The following is a 19,158-nucleotide window of genomic DNA, read 5'->3' as shown; positions in this document are numbered from 1 at the left end:
ACAATTAGCTCCTTTACAAAACTGTCCAAAATTACAGAAAAAACAACATCATTGCTATACGATAAAAAAAACGGCATTGAAATTCATTTAAATTCCCTCCTGATCAAGGATCATTTCTGCTTCAACATCCTTAAACCTTACAGTTAGTTCTTTAAGTTTTTTTACCAATGTAGCCTGTATCTCGGCATAGCCAGGTGCATCAATCAGGTTCTTCATTTCCTTTTGATCTTTCTCCAGATCATAAAGCTCCCATTTGTCTGCACCACGATAAAATCGAATTAGCTTATATCGATCTGTTCGAATCCCAAAATGTGGTATCACATTATGCTCTCCAAATTCAAAATAATGGTAGTAAACCGCATCCCGGGATTTCTTTTCTATTCCTTTAAAAAGAGGAAGCATCGATTTACCCTGTATTTCCTTGGAAGGGGTTAATCCTGCCAGTTCTAAGGCTGTAGGTGCTATATCAATATTCATCACCATTTCATGGTGCACAGTGCCGGGTTTGATCACGCCGGGATAGCGAACTAGCATAGGTGTCTTCAGCGATTCTTCGTACATAAACCGCTTATCAAACCAACCGTGTTCTCCCATATAGAACCCCTGATCAGAAAGATAAATAACTAAAGTGTTGTCAGTCAACCCCTTTTTATCCATGTAATTCAGAAGCCCTCCGATATTGCGGTCTAAGGAAGCGGCTGTACTCAAATAATCCCGCATATAGCGCTGGTATTTCCACTCAGTCAACTCCTTTCCGGATAGATTTTTAGATATAAAGTCTTTTTCAACGGTCTGGTAATACCGATCGTACACCCGCTTCTGCTCTGCATTCATACGTGTGTAGTTCTCTCTTCCACGATCCAGATCCTGCATTACCTTCAGGTCATATCCTAAACGTAAGGTTTTCTCAATACTCATATCCTGTTGCGAAGCTGCATATCTGTTTTCATAATTATCGTAAAAATTGGACGGAAGCGGAAAAGTTGTCGTATCAAACCCTCCCAGATCCTGCAAATCCGGCATCCACACCCTATGGGTGGCTTTATGCCCTACGATTAGACAGAAAGGTTTGTCTTCATTCCGTGTCTCCAACCATTCTTCAGCTGCTTGTGTCGTCAGGTCTGTTACATATCCCTCTTTGCGTTTAGAACTTCCATCCATCTGGAGAAAATCAGGATTGTAATAATGCCCCTGTCCGGGTAATATCTCCCAATAATCCAAACCTTGTGGTTCCGTCTCAAGATGCCACTTCCCTATCCACGCTGTTTGATACCCTACTCCTTGTAGCCGTCGAACAAAGATATCCTGGCTGGCATCAAATTTACTGTGGTTATCCTTAAAACCATTAGCCGCACTGTGCTTTCCGGTCAACAGACATGCTCTACTCGGCCCACAGATAGAATTGGATACAAAGGCATTCTGCATAACAGCGCCCTCCTTCGCTAGTCTATCTATCCCGGGGGTAGGCATCAATGATGAGCCATAAGCACCTATTGTCTGAAAAGCATGATCGTCAGATATGATAATCAGAATATTCGGCTTCGTTGATTTAGGTTTCTTCTGGGCTTGTGCTTGTCCAAACAAGAGAACTGAGGCACACAGTATCAAATTTAATTTTCTATACATATTCTTATACTTTTTTTTATTAGATCTCCCTAAGCCTAAGGAAACTTTTACTATTGAATTTTATTCATTGTATTAGTTTTAATTTGTAAATAACTGGCACTGATATATTTTAGACTGAATTAAATTATGGTTTCTATTACCATTTGGTTACGTACAAAGAATAATTAGGCATCATTAATCCAAGCGTTCTTCTAGGCTATCACTACTTTAGTTCATAACTCCAAATTAGCCACCTATCCTCGACCAAACCTCCTCAAAATCTACCAATACTGACACTATATTGACTATTTTGATGATTGCTTAAAAAAGCCACTTCTGTCTATTCCAAAGTGGCTTTTTATACAATAAATGATCTAGCCTAAAGGCTATAGACTTATGGCTTTTCAATTCATCTATTTAGATTCTTTATTTACAACAGCTGCCTTTCTCCTTTCTGTTCCCGGCGATTTGGTAAGGTCATCACCTAAGGTCTCCCTGTAACGATTCGCTGCTTGAGTAAGCTGTTCTACTACTTCTGGAAACGATTCCTTTACATCTTGGGTTTCGCCCGGATCTGTGGATAGATTGTAAAGGGCTAAAGGGACCGGTACATCAGCATAACCACCCCGTTGGCCATCTTTGCCATGTGTGTACGTTTTGTAAGTCTGTCCACGGTGCGGGAATACCAGTTTCCACTTACCCTTTCGGATCGCTTCGAGATTATTGACACCATAATAATACACAAATTCGTCTCGTGGATTGGCATTTGGTTCCATGAATAATAAGGGCGTAATATCAACACCATCTATTTTTTCTTTGGGCAAAGGGGCTCCTGAAAGCTTAGCTATGGTCGGCAATAGATCAATAGTCGAAGAAAGGTTGTTGCATACCGTCCCTGCAGGAATGGTTCCTTTCCACCTGATAATACTTGGCACTCGCTGTCCTCCTTCCCAGGTCGAACCTTTACCCTCACGCAATCCCCCCGTATTACCGGCATGTTCGCCAAAAGTTAACCAAGGTCCGTTATCCGATGTAAACACAACCACGGTATTCTTTTCCAGACCGTTTTTCTTTAACGCTTTCATGATTTCTCCTATAGACCAGTCCACTTCCATCATAACATCTGCAAACAGTCCTTTACCGCTCTTCCCCAAGAACTTTGGTGAAGCATATATCGGCACGTGGACCATCGGTTGAGCCAAATATAAAAAGAAGGGTGCTTTCTTATTTTGCTCAATAAACTGAATGGCTCTCTCGGTATACAGCCCGGTCAGTTCTCCCTGATGTGCTAACGTTTCGATGTAACGTATCGGCTCATTCCCTTCGATCAACGGCAAAGGGGGATACTTACTCTGTGGCTTTTTAGGATCTGTTGCCGGTGTACCATCATAGTCTACAGGCCACATATCGTTAGAATAGGGCAGACCGAAATAGGAATCAAAACCGTAACTTAATGGTAAGTGTGGTGCTTTGGCTCCCAAATGCCACTTACCTACCATTGCGGTCTTATACCCTACCTGCTTTAAGGTAGAGGCGATCGTTGCCTCTTCGGGATTTAACGCAATCTCTGCCCATGGAAATAGTGCCCCATGAATTCCAACCCTATTGGGATAACTACCCGTGAGCAAAGCCGCACGGGAAGCACTACAGGTAGCCTGTGCCGCGTAAAAATTGGTAAAACGCATGCCTTCTGCTGCCAATTTATTGATATTGGGAGTCTTATATTCAATGCCCGAATAACATTCGGGATCGCCATAACCCATATCATCCATCAATATAATAATAAAATTGGGCTTGTTAGCCTTCTGTGCCCATAAAGAGCCTCCATACATTAGCAGGCCGATTAGGCCACATAAATAAAATTGTCTGAACATTCTAATTGCTACTTTGTAGTATAAAAAAATGACCTGTTTGACGGTACAAACACCAATCCAACAGGCCATTTTTTCTTTTTTTATTCCCAATCTGGATTTTGTTTCAGTTTAGGATTGATTACTCTTTCTTGTACCGGAACCGGTTCTAAATAATATCTGTCTAACCAACCATTTGTAGCATTAAAATACTTCACATAGCCGACTGTTCCTCCTCCATCAATCTCTATACCAGCAACATTTCCGTAATCGGCCTTATCAATTTTAACACCTAAAGCATATTGATTGAAATAGGTTCCTTTTTTCCATCTTTTTAGATCATTAAACCTAAAACCATCACCAAATAATTCTACCCTTCTTTCTCTCCTGATTTCCCAAAGCACAGGATCAACAGTCTGATCACGCTGAGTGTCAAAACCAGCATTGATATTTGCCACCACCATAGCAGCAACATTTGCCCGTACCCGTAACTTATTAATAGTCTGGTCAGCCACACTTTGATTAAAAGTCCCTAGCTCATAAGATGCTTCCGCATAATTCAGCATAACTTCTTCTATGCGGAATAATGGGCAATCCTGTGTATTGTTAGTAGCTACATCTTGAGGATGTCTGTTATAAAACTTCCAAAAATAGTACCCTAACTGACTAACCATCTGTGGGACTGCAACATTCTGTTGGGGCGCAACATACCAATTACTCAAGCTTCTGTTAAAAGCCGAAAAGTGAGGAACATTAGGTATGACATTACCTGATTTCATATCTCTTGATTGCGCGAATACCGGAAGTGTTTTGTTGACATTCCCCGGAAGAGCCTTCATCAGGTCTATGTAATATCCAAAATCCGGATTCACATCCTTTTCCCACAGTCCGTCAGAAGCACCCGGAGCGTTAATTTGAGCAGGATTCTTGATTCTTACACGATAAGGAGGAATGATATTCAGGTATAACCTCCTGTCCCTATTCTTGAACGCGTCATACATGGTCTCATCTCCTTCATAAACTGCACTTGTTGAAATAGGCTTACCATCTGTACATAAGAAACTTTCAACAGCTCCTTTTGGTACACCGGCAGGCCAGTTTGTACTAGCTGTGAAACGTGTTATCGCCGGATTGATACTAGCGTTATTATTATTAATGTTTGTATTAGCTACATATTGCTTACATAAAATAATCCCCGGCTTACCCACTAAGTCCTCACTATTGTATACATCATCGTAGTTAGGCATAATAGCAGGGAAACTCGCTAATAACTTTTGAGAATAAGTAACACTGGCTGTCAGAAATTTATTTGCATCCGGCAAATTGTGATATTTTCTCCAGGTTCCTTCAAATAAGCCAAATCTCGATAATAAGGCTCGAACCACATGCACATTGACTGTATTTACGCCATCACCCGCTGGTTTGATATGGCTTTCGGCCCATTCTAAATCACGCAGTATATTATTGGCCACCACAGTTCGGTCAGTCTGCTCTGCGAATAATGCTGTGGTATCGTTGATATTAAGCGTACGCTCTATCCATGGAACATTACCAAATGCTGCAATCAAATCGTAATAACGTAACGCACGGAAAAACAACCCTACACTACGCCAATGCTCTTTATCTTTTTCGTCCATACCAGAATTATCGACATGTTCCAACATCACGTTAACACGACGTACATAACCAAAATTCCAGCCGGAAATCACCAACATGCTTGAGTTTCCTCCTGCAGCTGCTGTTATTACCTTATTTCCTGTAGCATAATTGGATTGCCCGTTTGTAATAGTTTGGGAGAAGTTGTCAGAATTATATTCTTGACTGGTGAAATATGGCGGATACTGTACAGTACCTCCACCATAGCCGCCAAAATAATCATAAAGCCCCCAACTATAGGTCTTAAAATTTTCGTAAGTGATAAATGCTGTCGCATCAGTAAGTTGATCGACTGGCTTACGGTCTAAAAAATCATCATTACAAGCTGATAAACAGATTGTAAATGCAGATAGAATTGCTATATATAGTTTCATTGTATATTTTTTTTAGTTACAACACTTTTACTTGATAAAATGCGTTCTAATCTATTAAAGAGTGAGATTTAATCCTAGTGACCACTTCCTCATAAAGGGGTAGCCCATACCACCACCGGCTGTACCACCAATACTGGCTATGTCAGAAAACATTCCTTTAGGTAGATTGTCGAATGTGAACGGATTTTCAACACTGCAACTAATTGATAGCTTATTAATAAACAGCTTCTTTGCCGCATGGTCAGCTAGCCGATATCTCAACGTCAGATTCTGCACCCTTAAATAAGCTCCATTTAATAGGAAACGGGTTTGCACAACCTGATTGTTTGCTTGTGCTGTTCCCCCGGCAGCATCCGCATATATGCGTCCGTAGTACGCATCGGTATTTTCAGCTGTCCAGTAATCTAACTGATGACTATATAATGCACCATAAGTTTGCCAAAAATTAGGAAAAGTCAATTGGTTAGCTCTCCATTGGTCCTGCTTACCAACACCTGCCATCACAAATGAAAAATCAAAATTCTTATAAGAGGCCCCTCCTCTAAATCCGAATTGGTATTTAGGGATATTATCACCAATGATTGTCCTATCTCCCGTATCCTCCAAGGTATTAGAACCTGTATTAATAATACCATTACCATCTCTATCCACATACATGAGGTCTCCTGGATTTGGCGTTTGACCTGGTAATTTAGGAAGTTCAGGCTTCAACGTTCCATTTTTCAAAGACGCATTCAACGTTCCCTCTTCGAAATCATCTACAGTAAAAAAGCGATCCGTGGTATATCCCCAAATCTCCCCCATGTTTTTACCTACATAAAGTTGGGTAATAAGATTATTCGGATTGAATATCTTGGTCACTATGGATTTATAATTGTAGAGATTTGCACCAAGATAATAACTGACATTCCCCACTTTATCCTTCCAGTTTAAATCAACTTCAAATCCATTTGTCCTCAGAGATGCCGCATTCACCAATGGGGCACCTGTTCCTAAGATTGACGGAAGTGGTGTATCATTAGCGCTCAAAATATCTTTTGTCGTACGCTCATAAATATCAACGGAGCTACTTAAACGGTTCTTAAGAAGCGCAATATTAAATCCTAAATTTTTGGTTACAACAGTTTCCCATGTAAAATCCGGACTTATCAAGCCAGGAGCTCCCACAGTTGTAACCGGCACCCCTGTATTCAACCAAGTCGGTTGCGTAGGATTCATTCCTGCGAAGAAGCTATACTCGCCAATATTTTGATTCCCCACTGTACCGTACGAAGCTTTTACTTTAAACTCATCCAGCCAGTTCTTACTGAAATCCATAAATGACTCCTGTGTAATACGCCAACCAATAGAAGCCGAAGGGAAGAATCCCCATCTGTGTCCTGTTGGAAAGCGGGATGAACCATCGTATCGACCGTTCAATTCTACCAGGTACTTGCTATCATAGTCATAACTGTATCTACCAAAGAATCCACGTGTAGAAAATTCGGAATAATTATCTTCTGCTTCAACAACCCCTATACCTGTAGAGATTGCAGGTATATCTGAATTGATCATATCAGCTTTTGACACAAGTACGGACTCAAATTTTCTGAGTTCCTGATTAAAACCAAGCATCAAATTACCATTATGCTTATTCAGTTTCATGCCATAAGATCCAAATATATTAATGGTTTGATAATCGGTAAAATTATTATTCTTCGAAAACTTACCCGTTCCATAACTAGCTGGCGTAAGAATATAAGGATTCAATTGTCCGGCGACAATCTTATCATAACTGGTAACAAGATTTTTGATATTGTCAAACGTATATTCTCCTGTAATAGTTAAATTAGGTAATGGTCTTAAGATAGCACGGCCGGTCAATCGAACCTCACCCGATCGATTTGTTCGCGGTTCCGTATTCATAAGCATATACCTAGCTGACGCAATATTGCCTTCCAAGCCCGGAATCATGTCTGTCTCTAGGAAAGAAGGTATATTTGTAGCATCTCCAAAAGCATTTGCGTACGATGGTGTCGTCGTATGAGAATGAAAATAATTAGCATCGACCTGTGTCGTAAACCAAGGGGTAATGTCTGTTGTAACAATAGATTTCAACGTATAACGCTTGTACCTGTCTTGATTAGCTTCAGGAACAAGAATTCCTTTTTCATTAGTAGACCCGAATGAAAAACGATAACTCGTCTTCTCCGTACCTCCGTTGACTGACAAATTCTGCATATACATCGTAGAATTATTCCCCAGTAAATTTTGGACAGCGTTATTCGGCGCTAATTTATAATACACATTATCTTCAATCGTATATCCATCAGGGTACTTAGAAGGATCTGCTTCAAACTCATTGAGCAAGTCGATCCACGTCTTAAGATCCTGATTACCGTAGTAGGATGTACGCCCTCCATCAATATAATGTTGAGCAGTCTGTAGCGGTGTAGCCTTTTCCGGTAAATTGGTCACTGTAGCAAATACAGTATTACTATTGTAATTGAACTGTGTTTTTTGGTTTTTTGCCCCTTTCTTTGTGGTAATCAAAACCACACCAAATGCAGATCTTGCACCATAAATAGCTGCAGAACCGGCATCTTTTAGTACCGTAATCGTCTCAATATCGTTGGGATCTATCAGATTTAGCGGGCCATTTAAGGGTGCATTGTCAATCAAAACTAACGGGCCGGCCGTATTCATAGCCGAGGTCAGAGATGTCCCAAAACCTGTTCCTCCTCTAATATTGAAACTGGCACCTGCTCCCGGTTGCCCCGATGAAATACTCACTTGCAATCCCGGTACTACACCTTGCAACAACGATGCTGTTGTACTTACCGGTCTGTCGCCCAAAACATCATCCATCTTTATCGTGGATATTGCCCCTGTAATTTTTGCTTTCTGTTGAGCACCAAACCCCACAACAACAACCTCTTCTAAATCGCTGACAACAGGCATTAACGATACCTGAAGATCATTCTGATTACGAACAGCAACTTCCTTGGTACCAAACCCAATGATGGAAAAACGTAATATCGCATCTTGCCCGGCAACCTGAATTGCAAATCGACCGTCCGCCTGCGTCATTACCCTGTTATTAGTCTCCTTTTCCGCAACGGTCACATTAGCTAAAGGCTCTCCGTTTTGATTTTTCACAATTCCGGTTATTACTCTTATTTGGATATCGCTACCGGTATCCAAAGTACCTGAATTAGATTGAACTCGCCTACTTAGGAGGATATTATTATCCACCTGTTGAAAATCCAATTTATATTCACCGAGAATATCATATAGCACTTTCTTATAATGCGTGTTTTTATAATTTACATCAATTCTTTTTTGATCGTCGATCAATTTCTTGTTATAGAAGATATTATAATTACTTTGCCTTTGAATATCTTTCAAAACGACAGAAAGCTTTACATTTTTCTTCTCCAACGTTACATTTTGTCCAAATGAATTAGCATAGGCCTGAAGACTCGTTGCCAATAACAATGGGATTGCTAATGATAGTTTCATAGCGACTGGGATTTTAAAGGATGGGTGCCACTTTTTCATGCACAAAACATCCCGTTTTTTTTCATAACTTAGCATTGGGTTGGTTTTATTTTTAACAAACTTATTTTCAATCACACATCCATTGTGGATAAAAGATCTTGATTGCGCTCACAACGCTATCAGTCTATGTATTCTTTTCGATGATTCCATTCTGGATGAAGATCTCAGGGGCGCTCACAACGCTCCTGTATCTTTTTAAGCATTATTCATCATTTTATTTCATAATATGTACCTCTCTTTCTTTCAATTCAAAATTGAATCCACCTGTTATAGCTATTGTTTTTAATAATTTATCAATGTCCGAATAGCGCGAAATAGCTCCCGAGAAACGAACACCTTTAAAATCGCCATGGTATTTGATATCTACATTATACCACCGGCCTATATCTGCCATGATCTCATAGATAGAAGCATCATCAAAGGCGAAATTTCCATTTTTCCAAGCTGTAATATAAAATGGATCAACTTGATATTGATTACACCGCTCCTCAACCTCACTAAATACAACTTGATCACTAGGAACAAGCACTTTGGACGACACTTTAGTATTTGGATAATCCAATTTTACTCTTCCTTCAATCAATGTCGTTACAATAGATTCACCGTAATTATTGATATTGAATTTTGTCCCTAAAACTTCCAGTCGCTGCTTTCCTGTATTTACAATAAAAGAAACCTGCTTACCTCCAATTTCTTGTTTAGCAACATCAAAGTAAGCCTCTCCATTCAACTCTACCTGCCGTTGGTCGGCATTAAAAAAAATCGGATAACGTAATGTAGTTGAAGCATTCAGCCACACAACCGTACCATCAGGCAATTCCAATTGCCCTCCTCCACCTCTCGGTGTAACGATGGTATTATAGACTAATTTAGAAGAATGTTCTCGTAAAGGTTTAATAAGATAAGAGATATGTCCTTCAGCATTCTTTACAATCGAAAAATCATCTGTTTCGATAATTGTTCCCTCTTGTAATTGATCCAGATCGATCCTCTCGCCATCATCCAAAATGATGGTAGCTCGATCTCTACCCGGTACAATTAAAGACTTCGCGTTCGAAGCGACATCATTTACACTATTGACATTATTGCCTGAATAAGAACTCCAGTACCATATTGCCGCAAATGCACACAAAAGTAAAGAGGCCGCTACCCCCACGATTGTGTAAGGATACCTTTGGGATTGAATAAGACGAATATCATTGCCCTGGGTGAATCGAACACGTTCGTCATCAACAATACGTTCGTACATCTCGAATGGGCCTATCTCCCTCGAAATGGACTCATCGTCTAACTCCTCTTCCTGCCAGATTTCTTCCCAAGCTGATTTAAATTCCGGATCATCCTTCAGGGAATAAATCAATTTGATTTCCTCTTGGTCTAGTTTTTGGCTATAAAAAAGACGAATTAATCGCTTATAATTTTCGATTTTTGACATTTTAACTGGTGCGCTTTCTATAAATGTAATCGCACTACAGAGTCAAACGTACCAACGCAAAATCAAATTTTTAATAAAAAAATTATAAAAAGGATTTTTTCCATACTAATTCTGACAAACTTAGTTGCTAAATAAAGATGATTACGTACCGTATGTTTCGATAGGCCCAGTTCTTTAGCAATCTCATCATAACTTTTTTCTTCTAATTTATTCATTCGATAGACCTGCTGTTGTTGAACTGGCAAATCCTCAATGACATTGTCAACCAAAGTCTGTAATTCCTTCAACTCGATTTTTTCTTGCGTCTGAAAACAGCTTTCAGACCATTGCTGCAATTCTTCTTGTTGATAGCGAAGCCGTACGATGCGCTTTCGAAAATAAGAAACCGCCATTCGTTTAGCTACAGTATATAGAAATGGATAAATAGAGGTAATATTTTTAATCTCTCCTCTCTTTAAAAATAATTGAACAAAGACCTCTTGTGTAATCTCTTCTGCCTCTACCACATTAGGACAAAATTTGCAGATCTTCCGATATAAGATCGGATAATAATATTCAAATAAAGTACGGAAAGCCGACTCTTTACCAGCCTTAAACTGTATAAAAACATCTAAAGTACACGGTACGCTTTGTAACTTCATCATCAGGATTATTAGATCATTCTTGGTTCAATCACAATATTCGGAATAAAGTTATACAAAAAATGTTATTACACCAAAACCACCTTTAAGATGAACCTCCGCCAGCATTCAAATCCATTGTCATCATATACAAAGTTTATCATGCTATTGCCATTCATTACATCTGAAACAAAGACAAATACTATATATTACTTAGATAACGGCCGTATCCAGATCGCCTGCCCGCCAGACGCAATCAATTTGACATCCAACACCGTATTAACATCCACATTGATCCGCTTAACAGAAACTTTTGTACGGGTTTTTGAAGCAGGATCATCATGGTAAATACATGCTTCATACTTCTTTCCCGGTGTCAAAAAATCCAACGAAATCTTTAATTCACGCGCATCATTATTGGTAATAGTGCCTACAAACCAATCCTCTGCTTTACGACGAGCGATGGTAATATATTGTCCGATTTCTCCATCCATTATTCTCGTATCATCCCATACCGTAGATATATTATCGAAGTATTCCAATTCAGGCTCATCCTGAGCGTTTGATGGAATATCATACCAATACATATATTGCAGTGGGCTGTAGAAAATAGTAGACAATGCCAATTGATGCCCGGAAGTTGTTTTTATGGTTCGTTCTGATGGTACATTTTCTTTTAACCCCAGTTGCTGATAGTAACAGATGGTATAATCGGCAGCTCCTGCAATAAAACGCGTGAAAGGAAATATGGTATTTTGCGTTGCAGGAGGCATTTCTTCATTGCCGCGTATACCTTCCTGCGTCATTAGATTAGGATAAGTACGACTAAATCCTGTAGGTCTGTATTCATCATGCACATTAACCATCAAATTGTACTTTGCACATTTTTTGATCGCATCGTGTAACCAGGTAGTCCATTTATGAGAACCGACTTCAACAAAACCGAATTTGATCCCACGTACCCCCCATTGCTGAAACAACGGTAATAACTCATCCAACTGCTTATAGAGCGCACGTTGATTGACATAAAGAAATACCCCAACACCTTTGCCATTGGCATAGCGAATAATTTCCTGCAGCTCAAGATCACTCTTCGGATTACGCCGCGGATCTACATCCACCTTAGTTGCATCTGAACCGACCACATATTCATAACCGTACCATCCTGCATCAAAATGAATATATTGGATCTTGCGTTTGACAGCAAAATCAACCAGCTCTTTGGCACCTTTCATAGATAAAGTCATCTCACGCATCACCTTACCGGGTTGAATCCAAGAGGTATTGTTGATCTCAGATGGCGGATTTAAATTCAATAGCAAATCGTTATTTGCCAACAATTGCCCTGCACGATCAGCAACCATGATTACCCGCCAAGGTGTAGCAAAGGGTGTGAAGAAATCGACTTTATCATACATCGAACACTGAATCGTATTCGGTTTTTCCGAACTCAGTATAAATTTAGTTCGGGAATAATTTACCATCTCCGCTTCTGCCAGACATACAAAACCGCCCTCGGGCAACTGCAACACTAAAGGTCTTTCACTCTCATCCGGCCAATTTTTCAGCGACAGTAAGCTATAAGCCCCCTGTGCTCTATTGGTAAACCAAGCCTTAGTTCCTTCTGGGACAGTAAATTCGGTAAGATCTTTTGCGATACTGATGTCCATTCCACCATCAGGATCCTCAGGTAATAAATAGCGAAAAGCGATCCCCTCATTATAAGCTCTTACAAGAATCTGAAACTTGTGTCGTTGATTATTATTACGTATTAATGTAATTTTCATCTCCTGATAATAATCCCTGACTTGATTTCTTTCACCATAAACAGGATGCCAAACCGTATCCCGGGCAGTATTTTCTATACCCGATAATTTAAATCCGCTATCCCATTCGGATAATCCCAAAACAGAAGAGGATACAATAGACTTACCTTGATCCGAAACAGAATACATCGGTTTTCCATCCGTCAACAGACTAAATGAAAAAACCAACCTCCCGTTGGGTGAACGCAGTTCGGTAGTACCTTGAGCTACTAATAGTTGAATGCTGACCAGACAGCAGCATAGAAAGGATATTATTTTTAACATAATCGATTTTGCATTAAATTTAAATATTTACACTAAACCCTTATTTTAACATATTGTCCAAAAAGAATATGGCCGTTGGATTACAAACTACCCGATCAATCAATTGTAGTTCACAAATCCGAAACACACCTTTACCATATTTTAACTCTCCGGCTGCCATCACCGTACCTTTATCACCCAGCCAGTTGGAATTACCGCTTGTTAAAATTGGTATCCAACCTTCACCGGACATGGTATGACTAAGTATAGGGGCAATACATTTTTCCTTCCCATCGTACCATAAATTAAAATCAAAAGGTTGATTATCCTTAACCACCGGATGCCCTGTCATCGGCGAAGCAAAATAGTAATCGCCCATACTGTTTTTCTCTATGGAAACAGTGGTATTGGCTATGGAATATTGTCCCTCAGGAAGCTCCATGAACAGCACTGTTTTTCCGGATTTAGCCCACCCCTCTATTTCATGCTGTCTTACTTTATAATGGTCAAAGCCTCCGATCAGTATCGCATCAGCTGCCTCTCCGGAAGAAACTACCCTATAACCTGCTTGCTGAACCAAGGTCGCTACCTGACTGCCTTCTCCCCCTATAATATGGATTTTATTTTGGGGAGCTACCCGCTGTGGGAACACCTCAAATGCAAACTCATTCTGATAAATACTTTCCTCTTTTTCATTAACCAACGCTACACGTAACATATAAGCAGTACGTTGATCTACGTTTGGAGATTTGAATTTAAGGAACCCCTGAAACTCAGCACTGTTGACAGGCACTCGTGCAACAACCTGATTGGCCAGCACAACCTTCCCCTCTTTCTCAATCTGATATTTTATTTGATACCCCTCAGGAGCCTTATTCAAATCATTGCATATCCAGGTTTCAAAAGCAGTTTCCTCTCCGGAATAGAACTTACTACGATCACTACGCAACGAAACCATAAGAGGTGCTAAAGCATCCCGATAGGTAAAATAAGCTTTTTTAGGTTGACGATCAACATCCATGATGGACTTCATCCAACCCGCCGGCCACGCATCTATGAACAAATGAACGGCAAAAGAGACCATCCTAGAGTCTCTCCGAAAGGTCTCGGCAACAAATTTCATGGCCCATGCCTGATAATCCTGACTCGCCTCAATCCAATCGTTTAAGCTTTTCTGCGGATTGTACCACATATAATGGAAGCGATGCGTCTGCGACTTCGAAATCTTATTGGCAGTCCAAAGCGCATCTTCTGCTTTATTTCGAGGCAACCATGCCTCGGGATAATATTTTTGCATGACGTTCAACGGATCAAGTCCTTCGGCACCAAACTCGCCGCAGGCATACATCCATCCGGGTTTTACAGGCTGCCAATATCCCTGATACATTTTTCCAAGTGCCAAACCATGCCCATTGTACCAGGTATTGTAACAATGACTATCCGGCAATCCCGGAGAAGGTGGATCATAGTCACCATCTCCCGCTTTGATCACCCTGTCGGGATTACTTAATAATACAGCTTGATCCAATGCGGTGAACAGACGATAATACTCATCGGCCGTATTGAGACTACGCTGTGGAAATCCTTCTGCATTTGGAAACCGCTCATTGATATAAGTAATCAAAATGGTAGACGGATGTTTTCGAACCAGCCGCTCCATCTCTTCCACCTGCCTGATCGCTTCGGCAAATTGATTACGTCGTAGACTACCAAATAAAGGAAGATCTGTTTGATTCAATAAGCCCAACTTATCACAATAATCATATACCTCATCTTGCACAGGACGCTGTGTAAAACGCAAATAATTGATATTACAAAGCTTCGCTAACAGCAGGTCATCTATCAACTGATCCCAGTTTTTGCGAAATACAGACTGTTGTTCAAAGCCCATACTGTTGGCCCCGCGCAAGCGAATCATTTGTCCATTGAGATACATTTTACCTTTAGGAGTATTCAGCGTATCCATCGTAAAACTCCGCATCCCAAACTGTTGTACACGCGTATCCGTTAGACGCCCCTTTCCATCATACACTTTGACCTGAATCTGATACAGCCACGGATGCTCAGGTTCCCACAATCGGAATGATTTCATATCAATAGGAACACGCAAATAATTGGGTCCATAACCCATTTTCATCTTGGTTTGCTGCCAATCTACAGGTTTGGCAAGATCACCTACACCCGGTACATACGTGGTAGAAGGGATATATTCCAAATCCTCGACTACGGTCTCTGCAAAGTTCTGTCCATATACCGAAATACGTAGAGTAGCATCTGCAGGATAGGGTTCAAAATTATTAATTTCAATCCAGGCCTCTGCCGTTGATGTTTCTAATCTAGGGCGAACGAAAATATCATTTACATGCAAAGCTGCTCTAGATTCAATATAACAATCTTGGTAGATGCCCATTCCAGCCGGACATAGATGCCAGCCTTCCTCCGGGTCGTCATAGCCCAACCCACTTACCGCATAAATTTTATTGCCAACAAGTTCATTGCCCTTATCGTCTTTGCCTCCGGTGGTCGTATAATCATTCTCCACCTTCACTAACAGGTGATTTTTCCCCGGTTTAGCAATTTTGGAAATCTCAAACTCAAAGGGAGCAAAAAAACCTTCGTGTGAACCACATAAGCTACCATTTACAAACACAGATGCCTTATAATCTACACCTTTAAAGCAGATAAATAAATTACCTGCTGCAAAATCAGTTGCTGCAAGATCGATTTCTTTATAATAATAAGTAACTGCTCGTCCCAAAGGAGGTCCGTAGTGTGGTATTTGAACTTCTTCCCATTGGCCTCCCCCCTGTAATGTAAAGGGGAAATTAAGAAGATCCTCGGATGATTCTACACGCCAATTGAACCTCGATAGTGGAATTTGCTTTCTGGTTCCTATTGGTACAGGAGCCAGATTCTGCATAAATGGCAGGTAGCGCGTTTTTAAATCAGCCAGCTGATTATACAGTTCTTCCTTTGTAGAAATAGGCTTAACCGCTTTAAATACCGAAGCCGGATTATGCGTTACAGGCAAATTAACATCTGCTAATACAGGAGGCTTAGGTTGTTCTAATAAATGTACCCTCGTGTCATATATACGGGTTCCTATATCGGCAAATTTGTCCTGCGAATACACGTTGAAATGTATTAAAAGCAAGCCTAAAAATGAGCATAGTCTGTAAAGATGAGTAAATACAGGTGGTTTCAACAGTTGAATATCCATATTTTTTATTTCTATTTTTGAATACCGATTTTATGGAAAGGTATCGCTTTAAATTCCGGTAATAATTTGAATATCTCTGATGTTGATTTGAGCTGAAAATTCATAGCTTCGAAATCCTCAAATCCGGGATCACCATTGCCAATATAGTTCTTCCCGATGTAAGACCATGCCGGACTTCCATAGTGGATCATCTTGATATCGACAAATACATTATGCTCAATAAAATTGCGCTTAGGCAAGGCCGGATTGTCTTCAAAATAATTGCTCAGATGAGGATATCTACCAGCATAAGGTTCATCTTTATAATTGACCGCTTCAAGTCGCTTTTGAAATATTCCGTCTTTATCAAGACTTGACTTTGCCCAATTCATCAATCTATTGTCAAGATGTAATGCCTGCTGAGGCCCTATAAAGATGTTATTACGATACACATTATCGCTACCTCCACCCATCAATATATTTCTAGAGCCCGCTTTATAGAAAATATTTCCGGTAACCTCCATCCCACATGCTCCGTCATCATGATACACGGCTACAATAAGACCATGATTATTGCCAATATGGTGAAAGAAATTATATTGTACTTTACTACCCTGTTCGCTAGGATCCCGTCCATAATAAACAGCACCCATGTCGTCTCCATCCGTAACAGCATGGTGGATGGAATTGTATTCAATCAAATGATCGTTGCCATGTAACAGAATTGCACTACCCGGACAATTGTAGATTTCATTATTACGAATGATATTACCCACACCATCTATATTTATGCCCGCCTTGTACGAACGGTTGATTCTGTTAAAATCATGAATGCTACAATTGACAACCTGATTGTTTCCTTTCTCCAAAGTCAAACGATCTCCTCCGCTCAAGCTGATCCCACCCGAACCTATATTGTATATCTCACAATTCGAGATGATATGGCCGATACCGGCCTCTCGATTAAAGGTAGTGTGCGTATAAATATAGTTTGTCAAGCTTCCCAGTTTAGCCGAAGCAACTACACCATCACCTTCATGAGTCAGTTGTTTGAAAGGCTCTACCCCTTTGCCCATATTGATGGCTACAATTCCGAGATTACGAAATACACAGCTGTCTATCTTATTTTCACGACCATTTTCAATGTATAGCCCTATACCCCGCGAACATTCAAACGTAATCTTCTTAAAGTGAATAAAAGAAGCGTCCTTTAATTGGACCAATGGCTCTTCCAACATAGATACTTCGATAGATTCCAAGTCGTCCGCTACAGGATAAAAGTATAAAATACCGGAGGTCCGGTCCAGATAATACTCTCCAGGCATATCTATTTCTTCCATCAGATTGTAAGCGAAGAACTTATTGAATTGAGCTCCACTTTTAAAACCGTATAATGTTTCCTGCTTTGTAGTTATGATCTTATTCTTTAAGTCTAAATCTGCTATCTGTACAGCATCGTCAGCATACCCGTAGTGAAAAAAACCGGATATCCAGGCATCTTTGGCCTGCGACCAACGGTTGGGTGCATCATTCATAAAATGAAATTTGCCGCCACGCTGCGAAAAGTCCCCATTACGAGGTACTGAGCCGGGATCGATAACCTTACCCATACGCATCAATGAATCATTTGGAAAACGGGACAGGATAAGGGCCTCCTTATTAACGAATAATTCGAGCGGTGCCGGTTCATAAGGACGTCCAAAACCATAAGGCTTCAATGTACCATAATCCATGACCCCTGCTTTCTTCAAATTAATCTGCAAGATCTTATCCTTCGCTGACACCGGAAACCTTGTTAATATCGCTTTGTCCTTTACCGGAACAGCGAGATTTACAGGCAAAGAAATACCCCCTGAGAATGATACCAACTCGTCCTGATAAGCGGAATAAGTAACAGGAGAATCTTCTGTACCTGAATCCAGCTGATCAAACAGTACACTACTCTTGAAAAAATAGTCCCCTTCTCTGAAATACACGTGAATAGCAACACCTTTTTCATTCTCTAAAATGGTCTTCACTGCAGTGCGTGCCTTTGCTAATGTTGCAAAAGGTTTATCAATGGTTCCGATTGCTTTATCATTTCCTGATGGAGATACAAACAACTGTTTAACAGTTTGTGCCGATGTAGTGCCCACAATCAGCAGAAAGGCAAATAGTAGAATACGATACTTGTCTAATTTCATTTTAAGTGTTTTAGTTAAATGTAGAAGAGATATTCTTCAATAACAAAATATTATTTTCTACATCCATATATTCCGCGCGGTTATCAAAAAAAAACAAAGTTATTAATAAAAATCAACTTTTTATTTGCAACAAAAAGTTTAATCCTGAACAAAAGAAAATGCTGTATAGCAAAAAAAAGTATCTGTAACTAAGAATAACTTTGTTTTGGTCGCTTTATAAATTACTAAGGTAAACTAGTAGATACCGAAAAAATTCAATCCGTTGGACAGAGGTAAATACCCAGGAGGTGATTCACTTTTAAAGCTAATACGTAAAGCAACTAAAGAAAATTTCAATAAATATTCTGAATCCAATAATTACAAATTGAAGTTCTCTGTTTTTTGGAAAACTATTTCAGAGCTTAGGCATGCTATTACACACAATCAAAATATTATAAAAAAGGAAAAGATATTTAAATCAAAAGATTACAAAAATATAGCTACACATTTCGCATCATTCAATCGTATCCGGCCTATCAAGTACATATTTAAATAGTTTTTTATTGGGATTACCTTTGCTTGCATGAATTTGATAGAAAGCAAGCGCGATAAAATGTTGTCCTTAGTCGCCCAATGGCGCCAGAGTGG

Annotated in this window: 9 protein-coding genes; all 9 read right to left on the bottom strand. The window is 39.9% G+C overall.

What is annotated here, in order from left to right; translation table 11 throughout:
• Window positions 1-87: 87 nt before the first annotated feature.
• A complete protein-coding gene (locus E4F24_RS12440; RefSeq protein WP_140939278.1) occupies window positions 88-1,626 on the bottom strand; it encodes a sulfatase family protein in 1,539 nt (512 codons plus the stop codon).
• 392 nt (window positions 1,627-2,018) lie between these two features.
• The gene (locus tag E4F24_RS12435) at window positions 2,019-3,479 is read right to left on the bottom strand and encodes a sulfatase family protein (protein ID WP_140939276.1); all 1,461 of its coding nucleotides are present in this window, start codon (window positions 3,477-3,479) and stop codon (window positions 2,019-2,021) included.
• 80 nt (window positions 3,480-3,559) lie between these two features.
• Complete coding sequence (locus E4F24_RS12430) at window positions 3,560-5,485, bottom strand: RagB/SusD family nutrient uptake outer membrane protein (protein WP_140939274.1); 1,926 nt, start codon at window positions 5,483-5,485, stop codon at window positions 3,560-3,562.
• 54 nt (window positions 5,486-5,539) lie between these two features.
• A complete protein-coding gene (locus tag E4F24_RS12425; RefSeq protein WP_181182479.1) occupies window positions 5,540-8,986 on the bottom strand; it encodes a SusC/RagA family TonB-linked outer membrane protein in 3,447 nt (1,148 codons plus the stop codon).
• 253 nt (window positions 8,987-9,239) lie between these two features.
• The gene (locus E4F24_RS12420; protein WP_140939270.1) at window positions 9,240-10,460 is read right to left on the bottom strand and encodes a FecR family protein; all 1,221 of its coding nucleotides are present in this window, start codon (window positions 10,458-10,460) and stop codon (window positions 9,240-9,242) included.
• 62 nt (window positions 10,461-10,522) lie between these two features.
• On the bottom strand, window positions 10,523-11,104 hold the full coding sequence (locus E4F24_RS12415; RefSeq protein WP_140939268.1) for an RNA polymerase sigma factor: 582 nt from the start codon (window positions 11,102-11,104) through the stop codon (window positions 10,523-10,525).
• A gap of 185 nt (window positions 11,105-11,289) precedes the next feature.
• Complete coding sequence (locus E4F24_RS12410; RefSeq protein ID WP_140939266.1) at window positions 11,290-13,170, bottom strand: glycoside hydrolase family 97 protein; 1,881 nt, start codon at window positions 13,168-13,170, stop codon at window positions 11,290-11,292.
• A 40-nt stretch (window positions 13,171-13,210) separates the two neighbouring features.
• On the bottom strand, window positions 13,211-16,369 hold the full coding sequence (locus E4F24_RS12405) for a glycosyl hydrolase 2 galactose-binding domain-containing protein (RefSeq protein ID WP_140939264.1): 3,159 nt from the start codon (window positions 16,367-16,369) through the stop codon (window positions 13,211-13,213).
• 11 nt (window positions 16,370-16,380) lie between these two features.
• On the bottom strand, window positions 16,381-18,531 hold the full coding sequence (locus E4F24_RS12400; RefSeq protein WP_140939262.1) for a right-handed parallel beta-helix repeat-containing protein: 2,151 nt from the start codon (window positions 18,529-18,531) through the stop codon (window positions 16,381-16,383).
• Window positions 18,532-19,158 lie beyond the last annotated feature (627 nt).

Source organism: Sphingobacterium lumbrici, assembly GCF_006476045.1.
Lineage (GTDB): Bacteria > Bacteroidota > Bacteroidia > Sphingobacteriales > Sphingobacteriaceae > Sphingobacterium > Sphingobacterium lumbrici.
The sequence above is the reverse complement of the archived record's forward strand: the minus strand, read 5'-3'. Positions and strand labels throughout refer to the sequence as shown.